General features: G+C 39.8%; 17 protein-coding genes. 9 read left to right on the forward strand and 8 right to left on the reverse strand.

Features of this window, described 5'->3' with window-relative positions; genetic code table 11:
- Window positions 1-525 precede the first annotated feature (525 nt).
- From J7338_RS19235 to J7338_RS19270, 8 genes are all read left to right on the forward strand, one after another.
- Window positions 526-1,458 (forward strand): CHAD domain-containing protein, encoded by a 933-nt coding sequence (locus J7338_RS19235; RefSeq protein WP_210798592.1) that lies wholly within the window; start codon window positions 526-528, stop codon window positions 1,456-1,458.
- Between the two features lie 38 nt (window positions 1,459-1,496).
- Window positions 1,497-2,396 carry a DUF350 domain-containing protein gene (locus tag J7338_RS19240; protein ID WP_210798593.1) on the forward strand — a complete coding sequence of 300 codons (900 nt, stop codon included), beginning with the start codon at window positions 1,497-1,499 and terminating at the stop codon, window positions 2,394-2,396.
- 3 nt (window positions 2,397-2,399) lie between these two features.
- Window positions 2,400-4,121, forward strand: coding sequence for a polyamine aminopropyltransferase (locus J7338_RS19245; protein WP_210798594.1), 1,722 nt, complete (start codon window positions 2,400-2,402; stop codon window positions 4,119-4,121).
- 79 nt (window positions 4,122-4,200) lie between these two features.
- Window positions 4,201-4,614, forward strand: coding sequence for a YjfI family protein (locus J7338_RS19250; protein ID WP_210798595.1), 414 nt, complete (start codon window positions 4,201-4,203; stop codon window positions 4,612-4,614).
- A gap of 30 nt (window positions 4,615-4,644) precedes the next feature.
- Window positions 4,645-5,337 (forward strand): PspA/IM30 family protein, encoded by a 693-nt coding sequence (locus tag J7338_RS19255; protein ID WP_145242702.1) that lies wholly within the window; start codon window positions 4,645-4,647, stop codon window positions 5,335-5,337.
- A 65-nt stretch (window positions 5,338-5,402) separates the two neighbouring features.
- The gene (locus J7338_RS19260) at window positions 5,403-6,041 is read left to right on the forward strand and encodes a hypothetical protein (protein WP_210798596.1); all 639 of its coding nucleotides are present in this window, start codon (window positions 5,403-5,405) and stop codon (window positions 6,039-6,041) included.
- Entirely contained in the window at window positions 6,038-6,355 is a 318-nt protein-coding gene (locus tag J7338_RS19265) for a hypothetical protein (protein ID WP_145242704.1), read from the forward strand. The genes J7338_RS19260 and J7338_RS19265 overlap by 4 nt, the downstream gene beginning before the upstream one ends.
- Window positions 6,356-6,418: 63 nt before the next feature.
- Window positions 6,419-6,604 carry a hypothetical protein gene (locus J7338_RS19270; RefSeq protein ID WP_210798597.1) on the forward strand — a complete coding sequence of 62 codons (186 nt, stop codon included), beginning with the start codon at window positions 6,419-6,421 and terminating at the stop codon, window positions 6,602-6,604.
- A gap of 19 nt (window positions 6,605-6,623) precedes the next feature.
- Here the strand turns inward: J7338_RS19270 and J7338_RS19275 are convergent, their stop codons facing one another.
- From J7338_RS19275 to J7338_RS19295, 5 genes are all read right to left on the reverse strand, one after another.
- The gene (locus J7338_RS19275) at window positions 6,624-7,022 is read right to left on the reverse strand and encodes a hypothetical protein (RefSeq protein ID WP_210798598.1); all 399 of its coding nucleotides are present in this window, start codon (window positions 7,020-7,022) and stop codon (window positions 6,624-6,626) included.
- Window positions 7,023-7,033: 11 nt separating this feature from the next.
- Window positions 7,034-7,510: a hypothetical protein gene (locus tag J7338_RS19280; RefSeq protein ID WP_210798599.1), complete on the reverse strand. Its 477-nt coding sequence runs from the start codon at window positions 7,508-7,510 to the stop codon at window positions 7,034-7,036.
- Window positions 7,511-7,627: 117 nt separating this feature from the next.
- Window positions 7,628-9,004 (reverse strand): class II fumarate hydratase, encoded by a 1,377-nt coding sequence (locus J7338_RS19285; protein WP_210798600.1) that lies wholly within the window; start codon window positions 9,002-9,004, stop codon window positions 7,628-7,630.
- An 8-nt stretch (window positions 9,005-9,012) separates the two neighbouring features.
- Window positions 9,013-9,378, reverse strand: coding sequence for a hypothetical protein (locus J7338_RS19290; RefSeq protein WP_228733036.1), 366 nt, complete (start codon window positions 9,376-9,378; stop codon window positions 9,013-9,015).
- Window positions 9,379-9,476: 98 nt separating this feature from the next.
- Window positions 9,477-9,656 (reverse strand): hypothetical protein, encoded by a 180-nt coding sequence (locus tag J7338_RS19295; protein WP_145242712.1) that lies wholly within the window; start codon window positions 9,654-9,656, stop codon window positions 9,477-9,479.
- A gap of 198 nt (window positions 9,657-9,854) precedes the next feature.
- On the opposite strand from J7338_RS19295, the gene J7338_RS19300 reads away from it, so the two are divergent.
- On the forward strand, window positions 9,855-10,445 hold the full coding sequence (locus tag J7338_RS19300; RefSeq protein ID WP_210798601.1) for a DUF938 domain-containing protein: 591 nt from the start codon (window positions 9,855-9,857) through the stop codon (window positions 10,443-10,445).
- Here the strand turns inward: J7338_RS19300 and J7338_RS19305 are convergent.
- The 3 genes from J7338_RS19305 to J7338_RS19315 are packed head-to-tail and all read right to left on the reverse strand — an operon-like array spanning window position 10,442 to window position 15,664.
- A complete protein-coding gene (locus tag J7338_RS19305) occupies window positions 10,442-11,584 on the reverse strand; it encodes a GNAT family N-acetyltransferase (protein ID WP_210798602.1) in 1,143 nt (380 codons plus the stop codon). The genes J7338_RS19300 and J7338_RS19305 overlap by 4 nt on opposite strands.
- Complete coding sequence (locus J7338_RS19310) at window positions 11,584-12,948, reverse strand: alpha/beta hydrolase (RefSeq protein ID WP_210798603.1); 1,365 nt, start codon at window positions 12,946-12,948, stop codon at window positions 11,584-11,586. The genes J7338_RS19305 and J7338_RS19310 overlap by 1 nt, the downstream gene beginning before the upstream one ends.
- A complete protein-coding gene (locus tag J7338_RS19315) occupies window positions 12,938-15,664 on the reverse strand; it encodes an ATP-binding protein (RefSeq protein ID WP_210798604.1) in 2,727 nt (908 codons plus the stop codon). Before J7338_RS19315 ends, J7338_RS19310 begins: the two co-directional genes overlap by 11 nt.
- Between the last annotated feature and the right edge of the window lie 52 nt (window positions 15,665-15,716).

Here is a 15,716-nt window from a genome sequence, read left to right on the forward strand (position 1 = left end):
ATTACGTCTGTAGAAAAGTGATAAACGGACAAGTCATACACACTTAATCAAAACCCATCACGACGGTCGGGCGAATCGACTCCCGACGCTAAAGTCACAACAAAACCCATCAATATCCCATTCGACCAATACAGCAGCATTTGCTATATGGCTCTCTACCGCTGTGGGCACTACGCCATTGCCTGGCTCCAAATTGAGAAAGCCTGACTAGCAATAGTCGGGCTTTTTTACGTCTGCAGGAAAGCGATTAGCTTCGAGCCGTCAGCGTTAACCTTTGGTATGACATGTGTGTACTGCCATTTTTAAATTTTAAAAACTCGCGCTCCCCAGAAGGAAATGTAAACTCGCACTCTTTATAAGTAACAGGCAAACTAGCGCTATTCATAAATGATGGCAAATAAGTTCTTATACTTCGTAAGTAATAGACAAGTCGGCTTAATCATCATTTGTTGCAATTTCATTGTTGGTTTAATAAGTAAGCTGTGTAAAACTAGCTGGGTTAATTTAGTAAATCAGGTGACATGAATGTCGAATATAAAAGCTTGGAAACTTGTCAGTTTATTTTGTTTGGTAAGCTTACTTATGGGCTGTCAATCGAAAGAAGAGCAGTTACAAGAAACAATTAAACAATCTATAGCTAAAGCTGAAGTTGAGTTAGCAGGACTTGGTAGTGCCTTAGATAGCGGCTCAATTCGTAATGCCGCTTTATTAAGCGAATATGGCCGTATACTTAGCAATGAAAAGCCAGAGCTAGCTAAAATTGCTGGCGTGCTCGTGCAAGATACAACTCGAAAAGGCCCGCTTTACTCAGGTTTGCAACAACGCTTAGCTGATATCAAAAGTACTTACCTTATTCCTCCTTACGATGAAACACTGCAAAATATTGATTTGTTGCGAGATGCTGCAAAGCCCGCTTTATTTTCGGATGCTTTGACCGATCCTATTAATATGCTTGCTGATATGTCGGGTGGCTCGCTTGCGCGTGTCGGTGCAATCAGTCAGCAGGCTGAAGGGGCTGGTGAAGGCAACCAGTTAGTCGGCAATCCTAATTATGGTAATTGGCAAACTAACAGTAGCGGTATCAGCTTTTGGCAGTGGTATGGCATGTACCGCATTTTAGGTGATGTATTTGATCGTGTTGAATATGGCAGTTGGAGCAAGCGCCGTAAGTATAGTTATTATAATGATTATGGTCGTGCGCGTTATTCTAGCCCTAAGCAAATTAAGGCACAAACCGCCGTTGAAACACGTACAAAGCAATCGTATCAACGCCAAGGTAAGCAATTCACAAGTCCTTATGCATCTAAAAAAACCGGGGCTTCTGGGTTAAGTCGTAGCAGTTATACACCACCAAAAAGTCGCAGTAGTTACTCCAAAACCAGTAGCTATAGTAAAGACTCGGGATCGGTCAGAAACAGCAATAATAGAACCTCTCGCGGTGTCAGTCGCGGTAAGTAAACGGCTATTTAAAGATTTAGTGTTGGAGTTTAAAGAATATGTACGAATTTAATGGAATAACTATGTGGTCACTACAAGCAATCGCGATTGATTTTGTGATTATTATTGCACTGTTTGTGAGCCTTAAATATATCAAAGGTTGGGTATCTAACTTACATGCCAATGATGAGATCACTGAGCGTGATAATTTTGCGTTTGGTATTAGCTTTGCTGCTGGCTTAGTTGCTTTAGCAATTGTGCTTACGGGTGTAAGCAGTGGTGCATTTGCAGTGAGCTTACAGCAAGAAGCATTGCAAATGGCAGCCTATGGTTTGTTAGCTATTGTGCTAATAAAGCTTGGGCATTTTTTTCAAGATAAAGTGGCACTGCGCAAAGTCAGCTTACATGATGAAATAGTGGAGGGTAATGTAACTGCCGCAGTGATTGATTTTGGTCATGTTGTGAGTGTGGCAATCGTGATTCGCTCAGCGCTATTTTGGGTGGCTACAGAAGGCTGGCATGGTTTACCAATCGTTATAGCAGCGTTTATTATTGGTAGTATTGCGTTATTGCTCGTGAGCCAGTATCGCGTGCAATTATTTAAGCGTACTAACCGAAGTGGAGATTGCCTACAACAAGCAATTGTTGACGGTAACTTAGCTGTTGGTATTCGCTATGCAGGCTTTTTAATCGGTAGCGCGCTTGCGCTTACTGCGGCTTCAGGTATTGCGCCTTATGCTGCAGATAGCATTAACACTAGCTTGATTTTCTGGGCGATTAGCGCTTTGGTTAGTTTAGTCGCATTTATTGTACTGCATTTAATTACAATTAAAATTATCCTTTCAGGTTGCAATATATCAGACGAAGTGAACCGTCAAAAAAATGTGGGTGTAGCAACTATTTCAGCGGCAACCTCGTTTGCTGTGGGCATTACCATGGCAACTCTATTAGGCGCGTAAAACTTGTCACATTCTAAGCAAAGCCCAAGTAAGCACTCCTTACTTGGGCATGATTTTTTATTAATTACTGTTATGGCCATACTCGCTGGGTGTGGCCTTATTTATGAATATCTTTTATCTCACTACGCGGGGCGTGTTTTAGGCTCTGTAGAGAGTGCTATTTATGCGATGATAGGCACTATGATCGTAGCAATGGGTATAGGGGCTTTTTTAGCGCGTTGGTTTAAGGATGCCTTTACCGCCTTTGCTTGGCTTGAAAGTCTTATTGCACTTGTTGGCATGGGCTGTATCTTAGCCATAGCCAGCGTTATTGCTGTTAGTTATTCTTTACCGCATATTTTTTCTGACATTTTTAATCTACCCGCGGATGTGGTGCTCAACGGCTATGTTTTTCAAAAACTCCAAGAGTGGTCACGATTCCTACCTTATGTATTTGGCTTATTGTTAGGTCTATTAATCGGTATGGAAATTCCACTTATCGCTCGCATACGTCAGCATGTTTATGGTCGTTTCTTAGAAAATAATGCTGGCACGATCTACGGTGCCGACTATATAGGTGCAGGTATTGGAGCGGCTATTTGGGTTAGCATTATGTTGGCTATGCCAATCATGCAGGCTGCGGCATGGACTGCGCTATTTAATATTATCGCAGGTTTGGCATTCTTATGGCGTTATCATAGCTATGTCCGTTACGCCAAACTATTACTGGTATGTCATATCGCTTTACTGGTGTTATTTGGTTTTATTTTAATGCTTGGTAGTAGCTGGATGAAAGATTTAAGTAATGTGCTTTATAAGGATAAAGTTATTTATTCTGAAGCGACTAAGTATCAGCATCTGGTGTTAACCGAGCGATTGAGCCGTAATCAACCCGATCCAATTACCGATCTTTACTTAAACGGTCGCTTACAGTTTTCTAGCATTGATGAACAAATTTATCATTCAATGTTAGTGTATCCGCCATTATTAGCCTCGAACCGTCATGATAATGTATTGATTATAGGCGGTGGTGATGGTTTAGCGCTAAGGGATGTATTGAAGTGGCCGGTTAAAGAAGTCACCTTAATTGATTTAGATGCCCAGTTACTTAGTTTATTTGGCCATGATGACGATGAATTTAACCCTCCGGCAGCTATTCATGAGCGCTTAACTAAACTTAATATGCACTCAATGGCTGATCCCCGATCGCATATTAAAGTGGGTGATGCTTTTCTTGAAGTAGAGCGGTTACTAGATGAAGGTAAGCGTTTTGATACCATCATTATTGACTTACCTGATCCGAATCATCCTGACTTAAATAAAATGTACAGTGACTATTTTTATAATCATATCCGTCAATTACTAGCCGCAGATGGTGCAATGGCTGTGCAGTCAACTTCGCCTTATCATGCTAAAAAAGCATTTTTAAGTATTGGTAAAACAGTTAAAGCGGCAGGTTTTAAGCATGTTGAGCAATACCAGCAAAATATTCCATCATTTGGACAATGGGGATGGACGATTGCAACCACCACAGGTCAATCTGCAAGTGCGAGAATTAGCGATATAACAAGCTTACCAGTTGCTTCTAGATGGATCAGTAAAAAATATTTATTGGCAGCATTCGTATTCCCCAATCATTATTTTGAACAAATAAATGATATTGAAGTCAATCAATTAGGCTCAGGTACTTTATATGATTACTATCGGAGTGCATGGCAGATAGAAAGCGAATTGTATAAAAATTAATAAATCATGGTTGACATAATATGTCGACCATGCGAATCTTAACTCAGACATAATATGTCAAATGACAAAAGGCAGAGACATGGAATTAAATGAACTTTCAATAAAACTAGCATCTTTTGAAACAGAAGGCGCTAACTTTGAGTCTTTCTTGATTGCCAATCCAGGCGAGCAAGATGTGTTGCAAGTCATAGTAGATGGCAATGATGAGCTTCCTATTTTTGTTACTCAGACACAAGAGCAGCTGTTATGTGTTAGCTATTTGTTCGCTGATGAGGAAGTGAAGCCTGAACTACGTGATGAGTTGAATGAAACCTTATTACGTTTGAATGTACCAATCCCGCTGAGTGCATTTGCGAAGATTGATGATAAATATGCGATCTTTGGTGCTTTGTCGGTTAATTCATCGTTTGATGATATTACCCATGAGCTAGTTACTCTAGCTGATAATGCCATCGATGCATTAGAAGCGGTAACCATTTATTTAAACGATTAACAGCTAGCTATTTTAAGTGGAGTTAAGATTATGAGTATTTTAAAAAAGTTATTTACAGCAGTACGTGGCGGCGCGCGTGAAGCGGGCGAAGCAATTGTTGACGCGAATGGGATTCGTATCTTTGAACAAGAAATTGCTGATGCGCAAAACGCGCTGCAGCGTGCTAAAAAAAGCCTAACTGAAGTGATGGCTAAAGAAATGCAAACGAAGCGTAAAATTAGCGCATTAGATGCCTCAATTGCTGAGCACGAAGCGTATGCAGGTCAAGCACTTGAAAAAGGTAATGAACCGTTAGCGTTAGAAATTGCTGAGAAAATTGGCGATTTTGAAGCTGAAAAAGCAGAACATGATCAAGTGTTAGCTGGTTTTAGCAATCACATTGTAACGTTGAAGCAGCAAGTCAAAGATGCTGAAAAATCGATCAAAGAAAACCAACGTCAGCTTACAATGGTTAAAACCACTGAAAGTGTGCAACAAGCAACAATGGCCGTAAATAGTACACTTAATACTAATAGCTCGTCGATGACGAATGCACGCCAATCACTTGAGCGTATCAAGCAACGTCAACAAGATCGTAGTGACCAGCTTGGTGCTGCTAAAGTACTTGAAGCTGACACTAATGGCGATGATCTTAAAGCTAAAATGGCTGAAGCTGGAATTGGTGATAGCAATCCAAAAAGTGCAGATATCTTAGCGCGTATTAAAGCGAAGCAAAACGGCTAACGCGTAATTACGATTATTAAAAGGTAACTTATTATAAGTTACCTTTTTTGCTTATGAGGCAGTCTATGTTTAACTTCTTTAAGTCTAAAAAAGCCCCTGAACGCCAATTAAATCACCCTAGTGAACTTAAAAAAGGTGATATGTTCACAGTGATCGATTCGTTTGCTTACCCAAGTTGGTTAAAAGGGCAGACTCTGCGTGTTACTGATGTACAAACGTATCAATATCAGCATAGTGCTGACTATGAGCTGGTACTTGAAAGTAATGCAGGAAAAGTTGTATTTTTGCAAATTGAGCGTAGTGATGGCGAAGAATGGGCTAATTTTTCAATCAAAATCCAACGTGATGAAGTGGATGAAATCTTCACACTGGATGAGTTTGCGCGCATCTTTGACGAAGACGATTTAACCTACATAGAAGTGAAAAATACACCAGAGCGTTACATGCAGTTTTTAGCTAAAAGCTATCAACAAAGTGAATCACCATTTGTGTGTTATTTTCATAATAAAGATTATCGTAGCCAGCCATTACCACGCTATGAACAAGAAGGTGGCGAACCATGCGAAATGATTTGCCTTGAGTCGAGCGATGGGAGCCATGGTTTAAACATTGAGATTTGGGATGGTGGAGAAACTGAAGTATCACTCACTTTAACCCGACCAATCACAGACATTGTTGATCTGTTCCCTGGAGATGCGCAGTGAGTAATGCAAAAGATAAATGGTTACGTCAGGAGCAGGCTGTAAGAGCCACGCAAATGGCGTTTGATCTTAGCAGTGAAGTGCAAAAATCGATAAAAAAGCAAGCCATTGATCAAGAGCTAACGCCATCCGATATGATCCGCAAAATTTTATCACTTGAGGTTAAATCAAAAAAAACGCGTCAACGTTTATCATTTAACCTTAATGATGAAGAAATAGCATTACTTGCTGAACGCTTTGGCGTTGCCCCAGATGATAAGCGGGCAGTAAAACAGCAAGTTGCTGAGTTATTGATTGCTCGAACTAGTAAACGCTAGGTTTTGCCTTCTGATTATTAAGCCCTTACACTTAGGGCTTAAATTATCAAATAATGAGTTGTTGTGAATATTATTTTAATCGCCTATCTACTAATTTTTGCGTTATTTGGCACAGCAGCGAGTTATTTCTTACGGTATATTTATGCCTATTGGGTTAAAAAGCAGATGCCAATGCATTTTATTTTTAAAGCGGGGATTTGTATTGTGGCGGTGGTGGTAATTTCCGCGCTGATCCCATTATTGGTATAGCGCGGTTGCAGAAGAGCGACTATTTTAGCTCAAACGACTGGCATTGCTGATCAATACATAATGCTTGCACGGGTAAAACCGGTAAACAATCATTTAAACCATTGGTTTTATTATCGGCAGCTTCTTGCTGAGTAATTTGATCCGCTAACTGTTCTGCATTTTCTTGTTGTGTGTGCAAGGTTGAGTACACTACATAGCGGCTTGGACCACCACAGGCGCGTTGGCCTACTTCAAGCACCTTACATTGAAAACTCGCGGTACAGCTATTATCTTGCACCAACTCAGCCAATGCGCTATTTAATTTAGATACATTTGTATTACCGTTTGCTGGTGTTGAGTCAGAAGTGCTGACACAACCACTGAGGATCAGCAAACTGGCTGTTGTTACTAAAAATTTAGAATATGATGAACGACTCATATTGGTTTCCCTTAATAAACACTTGTCGCAGAGCTTTCTAGTTTAACACATTTATTTTCAATACACTGAGCCGCAGGGGCAGTCAGGTGCTGACAAATACTGATCATCTTGTTCTGTGCATTAAACTGGCTTTCAAGGCTGGTGATCTGCTGAGTTAACTTTTCAACGGCTTGCTCATTGGCCGTTTTATTAGAGTAAACAATATAGCTACTAGGACCGCCGCACGCACGGCTACCAACCGCTAATACTTTACATTGAGAGCTGTTATCGCAGTTTAGATCTGCAATTTGTGTCTGTAATTGCTGGTGGACCTTTTTAATGTTATCTCTTGTTGCCGGAACTTCTGTTTGCGGATTTAACTTAGTCGCTTGATTATTTTTAACTAGCGCTGCAGGAGCCGGGCTAAGTTGGTTGTTATTCGGGGTCGCAGCATCAGAACAAGCCGATAAACATAACGGCAGTAGAAGCGCGATAATAAATAAGCGCATGATAAACCTTCATAGTGGTGAACAAGTAACCACTATCATACACTTTGCAGATAACACAGCAATAAAAACTATGGCATTCAAAGGTTAAACCCGACGCTAAGGACGGGTTTAATATTTTTATAGCCCGCCTTGGGTTAATTTTGCGGGATTGAGTAAAGCTTCCAGCTCACTACGTGATAGGTCAGTTTCTTGCTCAGCAACATCAAGAATTGGACGGCCATCTTGATATGCTTGTTTGGCAATTTTAGCTGCTTTAGCATAACCAATGACTGGATTAAGCGCGGTCACTAATATGGGGTTTTTGGCGAGTGCTTTGTCGATATTTGTGTGTTTCACTTTAAAGGATCGAATCGCTTTATCAGCTAATGCTTGGCTACTATTTGCCAGTAACTCAATACTTTGCAAAATATTGTAAGCTATTACAGGTAACATTACATTGAGTTCGAAGTTACCTGATTGACCAGCAATAGTAATCGTTGCGTCGTTACCAATCACTTGTGCACTAACCATGGCTGCCGCTTCAGGGATCACAGGATTTACTTTACCGGGCATAATTGATGAACCGGGTTGTAAAGCTTCTAGTTCGATTTCACCAAGGCCAGCTAGTGGACCTGAATTCATCCAACGTAGGTCGTTTGCTATCTTCATTTGTGCAACAGCGAGTACTTTTAGCTGCCCTGATAAAGCGACAATGGTGTCTTGCGAACCTATGTTATAAAAAAAGTTCTTGCTTGGCACAAAGCGTACACCGACGTTGGCACTGAGATTTTTACAAAATTGCTCAGCAAACAGGGGATCGGCATTTATACCAGTACCAACGGCTGTGCCTCCTTGCGCTAAAGCAGATACCCCTTCAAGGCTGTAGCGGATCCCTGCCATTGCACTATCAACTTGGTGTTGCCAAGACCCTAGAGTTTGCGCAAATGTCACTGGCATGGCATCCATCAAATGAGTTCGACCCGTTTTTACGATTTCACCTATTTCTGACTTTTTGCGCTCCAACGTTTGTGATAGCTGATCCAGCGCCGGAAATAGTTCATACACCACGTTAATTACACTGCTTACAGCAATAGTGGTAGGGATCACGTCGTTAGAGCTTTGGCCCATGTTTACGTCGTCGTTGGGGTGGATAACCTCATCACCATAACGACTTGCTAAAGTTGCAATCACCTCATTAGCATTCATATTAGTGCTAGTACCTGACCCTGTTTGAAATATATCAATAGGGAAGTGTTCTAAATGTTGGCCATCAATGATCTCTTGGCATGCGCGCTCGATTAACTGAGCTTTATTTTTACTGAGATGACCAAGCTCGTAGTTGCTTTGCGCTGCGGCCTGTTTGATATAAGCAAGAGCGGTAATAAACTGTTTAGGCATTACTAAATCGCTAATGCGAAAGTTATTTACAGCACGTTGAGTTTGCGCTTGATAAAGTGCATCTGTAGGGACTTGTAATTCGCCCATACTATCTGATTCGGTTCTAAATTCGCTCATGAAAACTCCTAGAAAGGGTTAAATTCGTGACTGAGAATACGGGCTTCACGCTCTAGTATCAGGTATTTCTTGATACTATTATGACTTCTATAAAAGCGCTTTAATGCCAGTAACGGTTTATAAAGTTGCTCTAAACATTGTTTGCGAATTGCACAATGGACTAAAGAGTCGCACATTTTGTTGAGGATTTCATGGAAAGTGCGTCTTAGATAGAGTTCTTGCAGCAATAGATTATGGTTTTTTTCGTAATGACGTGCAGTACTCAGGCCAGCTTCAATGTAATTTGCCACTAAAGCAGGCGCATGTAGCCCAGGTCGCGGGCAAATACATTTCATTTGCTGTTGATAATAAAGCATAGCGTGATGTTCATGCATAAGAAAAACCGATTAACTGTAATGGTAATTATTATCATTACAGTTAATCGGTTTCGGTGCAAGTCACAAATTGTAAATATTGGCGGAAGGTGAGTTTTTTAATTGTAGCCAAGAATAAATATTTGGTCTGTTTCATGTATTAACGCCTGATTTTGTTGATTTGTTTGCGATAGTAAATCAATTACAGTGGCACGTTCATCACAGCCTATTTTATCTGTTACTGGTTTTTCACTTGCCGCAATTGCAGCGTCTAGGGCGGTATAAGGTGATATATACATAATCTTCTCCGTTTGGTTGATTCAATTAGATAAATGCATAACTCATACCATGCTCAATATTTTTTTTATTACTTTGAATTATATAGTTTTTATATAAAATTAATTATTTAATAGCGACATCTGTTGCAAGATTTGCTTTACTAATGGGCATACTTTACCAATCTTGGTGCATCTGTATTGAGATGCTTGGAAATATATATGACGAAACCTTTCTCGCAAGCGTGTGAAAATAATAAAAATCCAATATTAAGCGTCATCACAGCATATTTAGCACAAGTCGAGAGTGTGTTAGAGGTGGGATCAGGTACGGGGCAACACAGCGTGCACTTCGCTGCTAATTTGCCTCACTTACAATGGCATACCAGTGATCGCTTGGTTAATCATAATGGTATTAAACAGTGGCTTGATGAAGCAAAGCTAGATAATTTGCACGCACCAGTAGAGTTAGATCTAAATCGCCCTTGGCCTGTAAATACCGTTGATGCTATTTATACCGCTAATACGTTACACATCGTCAGCAAACCGTTAGTTGAGCAATTTTTTACTGGTGTTAATAAGCATTTAGCGTCAAAAGGTCTCGTGTGTATTTATGGCCCATTTAAATACAACGGCAACTTTACCAGTGAAAGTAATCAGCGTTTTGATGAATTTTTAAATCAGCAAGACAGCCAAAGTGGCATTCGTGATTTCGAATGGGTACAGCAATTAGCTGAGCAAGTAGGGTTAATGCTTGTTGATGATATTGCGATGCCTGCTAATAATCAGTTATTGATTTTTAAACGTCATTAGTTATCAATCTTAAAAGGTAATAATTCAGTGCATTGCTGATGATAGATGCGCATATGCTGACGCTCACGTTGCAAGTAATCTGCAATTGCAGGACTAAAAGCAGCATCCATTACGGCATGTACGGAGTGAGTAAATACTGGTGCAAAACCTCGTGCTATTTTATGCTCGCCCTGCGCACCTGAGTGAAAACACTGAAGCTGATGCTTAATACAATATTCAATACCTTGGTAATAGCAAAGCTCAAAGTGCAGGCAGTCAATTTCTGCTATAGCTCCCCAATAGCGCCCGTATAGTGTATCATTATTTTTAAAGCTCAGTGTTGCAGCGACCACTTCGTGTTCATGGATGGCATGCATGATCACTAGTTTATCGGCCATTAAGGCATGTAATAAAATAAAAAAGTCATGATTTAAATAACCCATGTGACCAGAGCGTTTTAAATAAGTGCGTTGGTAAAATTCGCAAAACTGGCTCATCACAGCTTTAGTTATCTGTTCACCTTGCAGCCATTTAATACTAATATTTTGCTGGATTATTTTATTACGTTCTTTTTTCAATACTTTACGTTTTCGTGCGGTTAACTGCGCTAAAAAATCGTCAAAAGTAGCGTAGTTTTGATTTTGCCATTGAAACTGCACGCCAATACGATGCATACCTTGATGTGGTGTGAGTTGAGATACTTGCTGTTGCGAGCAAAAGTTAATGTGCCAGCCAGACCAACCTTGTTGCTCACATTGAGCTGTTAAAGTCTGTGTAATGTACTGATACACTGATTCTGGGTGTGAGTGTACAATCGCGAGGCGTTGACCTTCAATAGGGCTAAACGGTGAGCCAGATAACCACTTAGGGTAATAGTCTAAACCATGTTGCTGGTAAGCTTCAGCCCATGCCCAATCAAATACATATTCGCCATAAGAGTGACTTTTTAGATAGCCGGGTGCTAATGCAACCAAAGTATCATTTTGGTAAATGGCTAAATGTTGCGGTTGCCAACCAGACGCAGCTGATACGCATTGGCTTTGTTCTAATGCAAATAAAAATGCATGATCAGTAAATGGATTATCGGCAAAAAAATGCTGCCAAACAGCGGCATCTATTGCACTGATACTGGTTAACCAGCGGTGACTAAATAGACTCATTATTGATTGTCCTGCGAGCCTTCAAGCTGCTTTATAAACTGTTTTATATAGAGTGCTTGTTCAGTAAAGTAAGGATTGTAAGTCAGGCGTTGAAAGGTTGGAAATGCTGCAATATTTTCTGCAGTACGCTCGCCAATATTAGGTTTTTCGGTCGTTTTACATTGCTTATACAAAGTATCATCATCGAGGTAACTGCCGCAATTACGATAAGCGCCAGCAATACCGTAGTAAGGGTTATCAGGTGAGTTAACTACGGCAATATGAGAAATACCATGAATGTTTTTACAGGTTGCATTTTTGCACTGTGGATTTAATACCCTATAGTCTTTTGGAAAATCACTGGTAATGGTTGTTTGATCACCGTAAAAAACCAAGGTATCTAAGCTATTTGCAGGGCGTATCTTTACATCATGCAAGGCGCTTAACAATTGCAGCGATGCACGGGTATCAATGGTGGTATCTATATCACTCATCACTGAAAAAATAGCCAAGTTTGGTAATTGACGCTTGATTAGTTCTGGTAACGCGATTGAGCGCATAACATCATCGGCTGCGGTTGCAGCATTAAATGTAAACGACTCATATTTAGCAAAATCAATATCGGCGTCTTTATCTATCCAATCCAAAAAGGGAATACGATCAATCCATTTAGCCAGCCAACCATTTTTGTTGTGTGGTTCAGTGGCGGGCGAAAATAGCATCAGTGCAGTTATTTTTGGGTCAACGGGCTCGACAGTTAAATAATTAAGTAATAGGGCTGCGCCTGTAGAGTAGCCACCTAAAATCACCTGATCAAAATCTTTTATAGTGCGTTTAATTGCATAGTCTGTAGCTTGCTGCAATTGTCTGGCATTAATACTATTTAGTGCATTAGCTGCGGTGCCATGGCCTGGTAACAGCAAAGTACGTACAGTATAGCCTTGTTGAAAGTAAATTTGTGCCAAGTCATGATAGGTAAATGGAGAGTCGGTAAGGCCATGAATTAATAGAACCGCTTTGTGGTTGTTATTTTGGCGTAATTCAAATGGTGCTATAAGATCAACAATATTAGGTGGGCTAGTGCGTTGCTGTTGTTTAGCTAAAAGCTGATAAGTATCAGTTAAAATAGGGCAAGGCATTGATGCACGTGGGTTTGCCGCTAAAATATGTTGGTATGCAAAGCTTAAATAATCACTAAAAGCTTGCTCACTCTGATAGGTAAAATCAGTATTAGCATTGCTTTTTTCAAACCGTAATAAGCCTTGCTTTTTGCTATTCATAATATAGTTTATATCAGTTAACTGAGTAACGCAGTTGGTTTGGCTGATAGCAAGGCTAGAGGTTGTTAATAAAATGAGAGTTAGTAATATTCCATTAAGGCTCATAAACATCTACATAATTGATTAGGCACTCGGTTAGCTTATCGAGTTCGAGGGGTTTTGCAAGATGTTGATTAAAACCAATTGCTAAGGCGCGAGCCTTGTCTTCAGGCATGACATCAGCGGTTAAGGCAATAATGGGTAATTGTTCAGTATTTTTAATTTTACGTATTAAGATGGTGGCTTGGTAACCATCCATAATGGGCATTTGGCAATCCATTAATACTAAATCAAAATCATTTATTTTAATTTGCTCTACCGCTAGCTCTCCATTTTCGACCAGTGTTGGGGTGATCCCCAAAGAGCTAAGCATCGCTTTTATCACTAATTGATTGACGCTGTTGTCTTCAGCAACTAATATCTTTAGTTTACTCAGATCAACGTGCTGCTGTATGTTTCGCGCCGTTACTTGTTGCGCAGCACACGTATTTAATTCTACAGACAGGGTAAATGTTGAGCCTTTACTTGGCTCGCTTTGTATACTGATATCCCCTGACATTAGCAAACTAAGTTCTTTTGCGATTGTTAAGCCAAGCCCAGAACCACCAAACTTACGTGATGTAGAATTATCAGCTTGGGTAAATGCATCAAATAATTTACTTTGCTCTGATGGGGCAATACCGATGCCTGAATCTTTAATGGTGAGGGTAACTTGCCTACGCTTATCGGTTATTTTCTTACTGTATGCGCTAACACTTACTTCACCTTCACAGGTAAATTTAACGGCGTTGCTACACAGGTTTAGTAAAATTTGCTCGATTCGCATAGCATCACCTTCAAACCAAATATCGGTTGGTAATTGATTATCAATTTTCCAGCTGATGCCTTTTTGCTCTGCGCTTTGTTCGAACATGCTACTAATGCGAGCAAGTAAATCATTTAAATCAAAAGGGGCAACTTCCAAGGTAAGTTTTTGCGATTCAATTTTAGAGATGTCGAGCACATCATTAATTAAACTTAACAATGATTTAGAAGCTAAATTAATTTTATTTAGATAACCAGAAAGAGTTTCTGGGCTATCGTCACTTTTAGCTAAAGTTGAAAAACCGATCACTGCATTAAGCGGCGTACGAATTTCATGGCTCATATTTGCTAAAAATCGGCTTTTAGCTTGATTAGCTAAATCAGATTGCTTTTTAGCCCTAACTAGCGAGCGAGTACGTTCTGCTACCAAGCGCGAAAGTGCAAGGTGTTGATTATTAAACAACAGCAATACCAGTAAAATGAGTGAGCTTACAATCACCTGCAAAATAAGTAAAAAAAGTGTCATATGATTGTTTTGATGTGGTAGAAACTCATCTTTAACCGTTAGATCAAGCAGCCAAGTTTGCCCTGCAAAATGAATCTTGATGGTTGTAAGTTTATTACTTTTAGTCAGCATATTTTCAGCGTTTGAATAAAACGGGTTGGTGGCATTGACTTCAAAAATAGAGATATTAAACATCTTATTTTGTGCTTGCGTAAGCGATTGAGCAAGTATGTTTTCCACTAAAAATACACCAGTTGCATAGCCTTTAATCGATGCAATCTCATTGTTTTGTTGATACACAGGAGCAAATAATAAATAAGCGGGTTCGGGTTGTTGTGCTTGCACTAATTGAATTATTTTAGTGCCTATAGGGTGATTTTTGATGCGTGGGTCGAGTAAAGTCTCACGGCGATCTTTACGAGAGAAAAGATTAAAACCAATAGCGGATTGGTTTTCTGTAAATGGGGTAATGTAGGTAACTATCACTAATGGATCGTCGTTTGATAATGGGGGCCCTTTAATGCTCGGATCAAAGTTGTATGAATTATAAATTTCATCGAGTTGCTTGTTAAAATCACTGACTTGATCCGGGGTAATTTTGTGATTCCATGAAAATGCTTTAATAAATGAATGCTCAGCCAGTAATTGGGTACTGTAGCTATCAAACTCTTGCTGACTTAAAGTCGGCGTTGATTGGATTTGGCTCGCAAGGCTTTGTACGGTTATTTGGCTGAGGTTTAAATTGCGCAGTAAACTGTTTTCAATTATGGAGGTTTCACGCTCGGCTATTTGTATCGCGTTTGAGTAAGTCTCTTGGTTATATAGCTTAGTGGTTAAGGCTACAGAGACAAATAATACTGAGCAGACTACGACGGTAGGCAATGGGGTGACGTAATGTCGTTTAAATTTAGGCTGTAATAAGGCTAATAAAAAGGGAGTTGCGATCAGCACGCCGAGGGAGTCACCTAGCCACCAATAAGTAACATTTTTCCAATGGTTATCAATACTGTAAGCAGGATTAAATTGACTTAAAGCATAGACTCCAATATTGGCCGAGATAAGACTAACAACAATACAGACGATAAAAATAAAATAAATAATTGATTGGCGTTGTTTTAAATACAGCGGATGGCCTAGCCAGTATTTTAAAAGAGCTGCGCCAATCATGCCTTGTAGCACTGCGCCTAAGCCGATTAGCAGTACTTGTTCTAATGTATTGCCAATTAAAACCTGATCAGTGAGCGTGTTATCGCCGGCACTTAAATTAAAGGCCACCGAGGCAATAAATAATGCCGGAATAAAACGCCACCACCAGATAAAGCAGCCAACTAAGGCAATACCTGCCGGGATCCAAATAGGAATAACTTGTGATTGAAAAGCAAAATTAGTCAATAACTTACCAGTTGCAAAATAAGCAACAGCAAACGATATGTAAAAAACAAAAGAATTGGATGTTGAACGAAAAATCTTCACATGCATCCTTGTTAAATATTATTTTTATAGTGATATTTTAGTATAGCGAATA

This window comes from Pseudoalteromonas ostreae (assembly GCF_018069805.1).
Lineage (GTDB): Bacteria > Pseudomonadota > Gammaproteobacteria > Enterobacterales > Alteromonadaceae > Pseudoalteromonas > Pseudoalteromonas ostreae.

Coding starts and splice junctions, on each gene's coding strand:
- J7338_RS19235 (WP_210798592.1), top strand. CDS start 526: ATGTCGAATATAAAAGCTTGGAAACTTGTCAGTTTATTTTGTTTGGTA.
- J7338_RS19240 (WP_210798593.1), top strand. CDS start 1,497: ATGTACGAATTTAATGGAATAACTATGTGGTCACTACAAGCAATCGCG.
- J7338_RS19250 (WP_210798595.1), top strand. CDS start 4,201: ATGGAATTAAATGAACTTTCAATAAAACTAGCATCTTTTGAAACAGAA.
- J7338_RS19255 (WP_145242702.1), top strand. CDS start 4,645: ATGAGTATTTTAAAAAAGTTATTTACAGCAGTACGTGGCGGCGCGCGT.
- J7338_RS19260 (WP_210798596.1), top strand. CDS start 5,403: ATGTTTAACTTCTTTAAGTCTAAAAAAGCCCCTGAACGCCAATTAAAT.
- J7338_RS19275 (WP_210798598.1), bottom strand. CDS start 7,022: ATGAGTCGTTCATCATATTCTAAATTTTTAGTAACAACAGCCAGTTTG.
- J7338_RS19280 (WP_210798599.1), bottom strand. CDS start 7,510: ATGCGCTTATTTATTATCGCGCTTCTACTGCCGTTATGTTTATCGGCT.
- J7338_RS19285 (WP_210798600.1), bottom strand. CDS start 9,004: ATGAGCGAATTTAGAACCGAATCAGATAGTATGGGCGAATTACAAGTC.
- J7338_RS19290 (WP_228733036.1), bottom strand. CDS start 9,378: ATGCATGAACATCACGCTATGCTTTATTATCAACAGCAAATGAAATGT.
- J7338_RS19295 (WP_145242712.1), bottom strand. CDS start 9,656: ATGTATATATCACCTTATACCGCCCTAGACGCTGCAATTGCGGCAAGT.
- J7338_RS19300 (WP_210798601.1), top strand. CDS start 9,855: ATGACGAAACCTTTCTCGCAAGCGTGTGAAAATAATAAAAATCCAATA.
- J7338_RS19305 (WP_210798602.1), bottom strand. CDS start 11,584: ATGAGTCTATTTAGTCACCGCTGGTTAACCAGTATCAGTGCAATAGAT.
- J7338_RS19310 (WP_210798603.1), bottom strand. CDS start 12,948: ATGAGCCTTAATGGAATATTACTAACTCTCATTTTATTAACAACCTCT.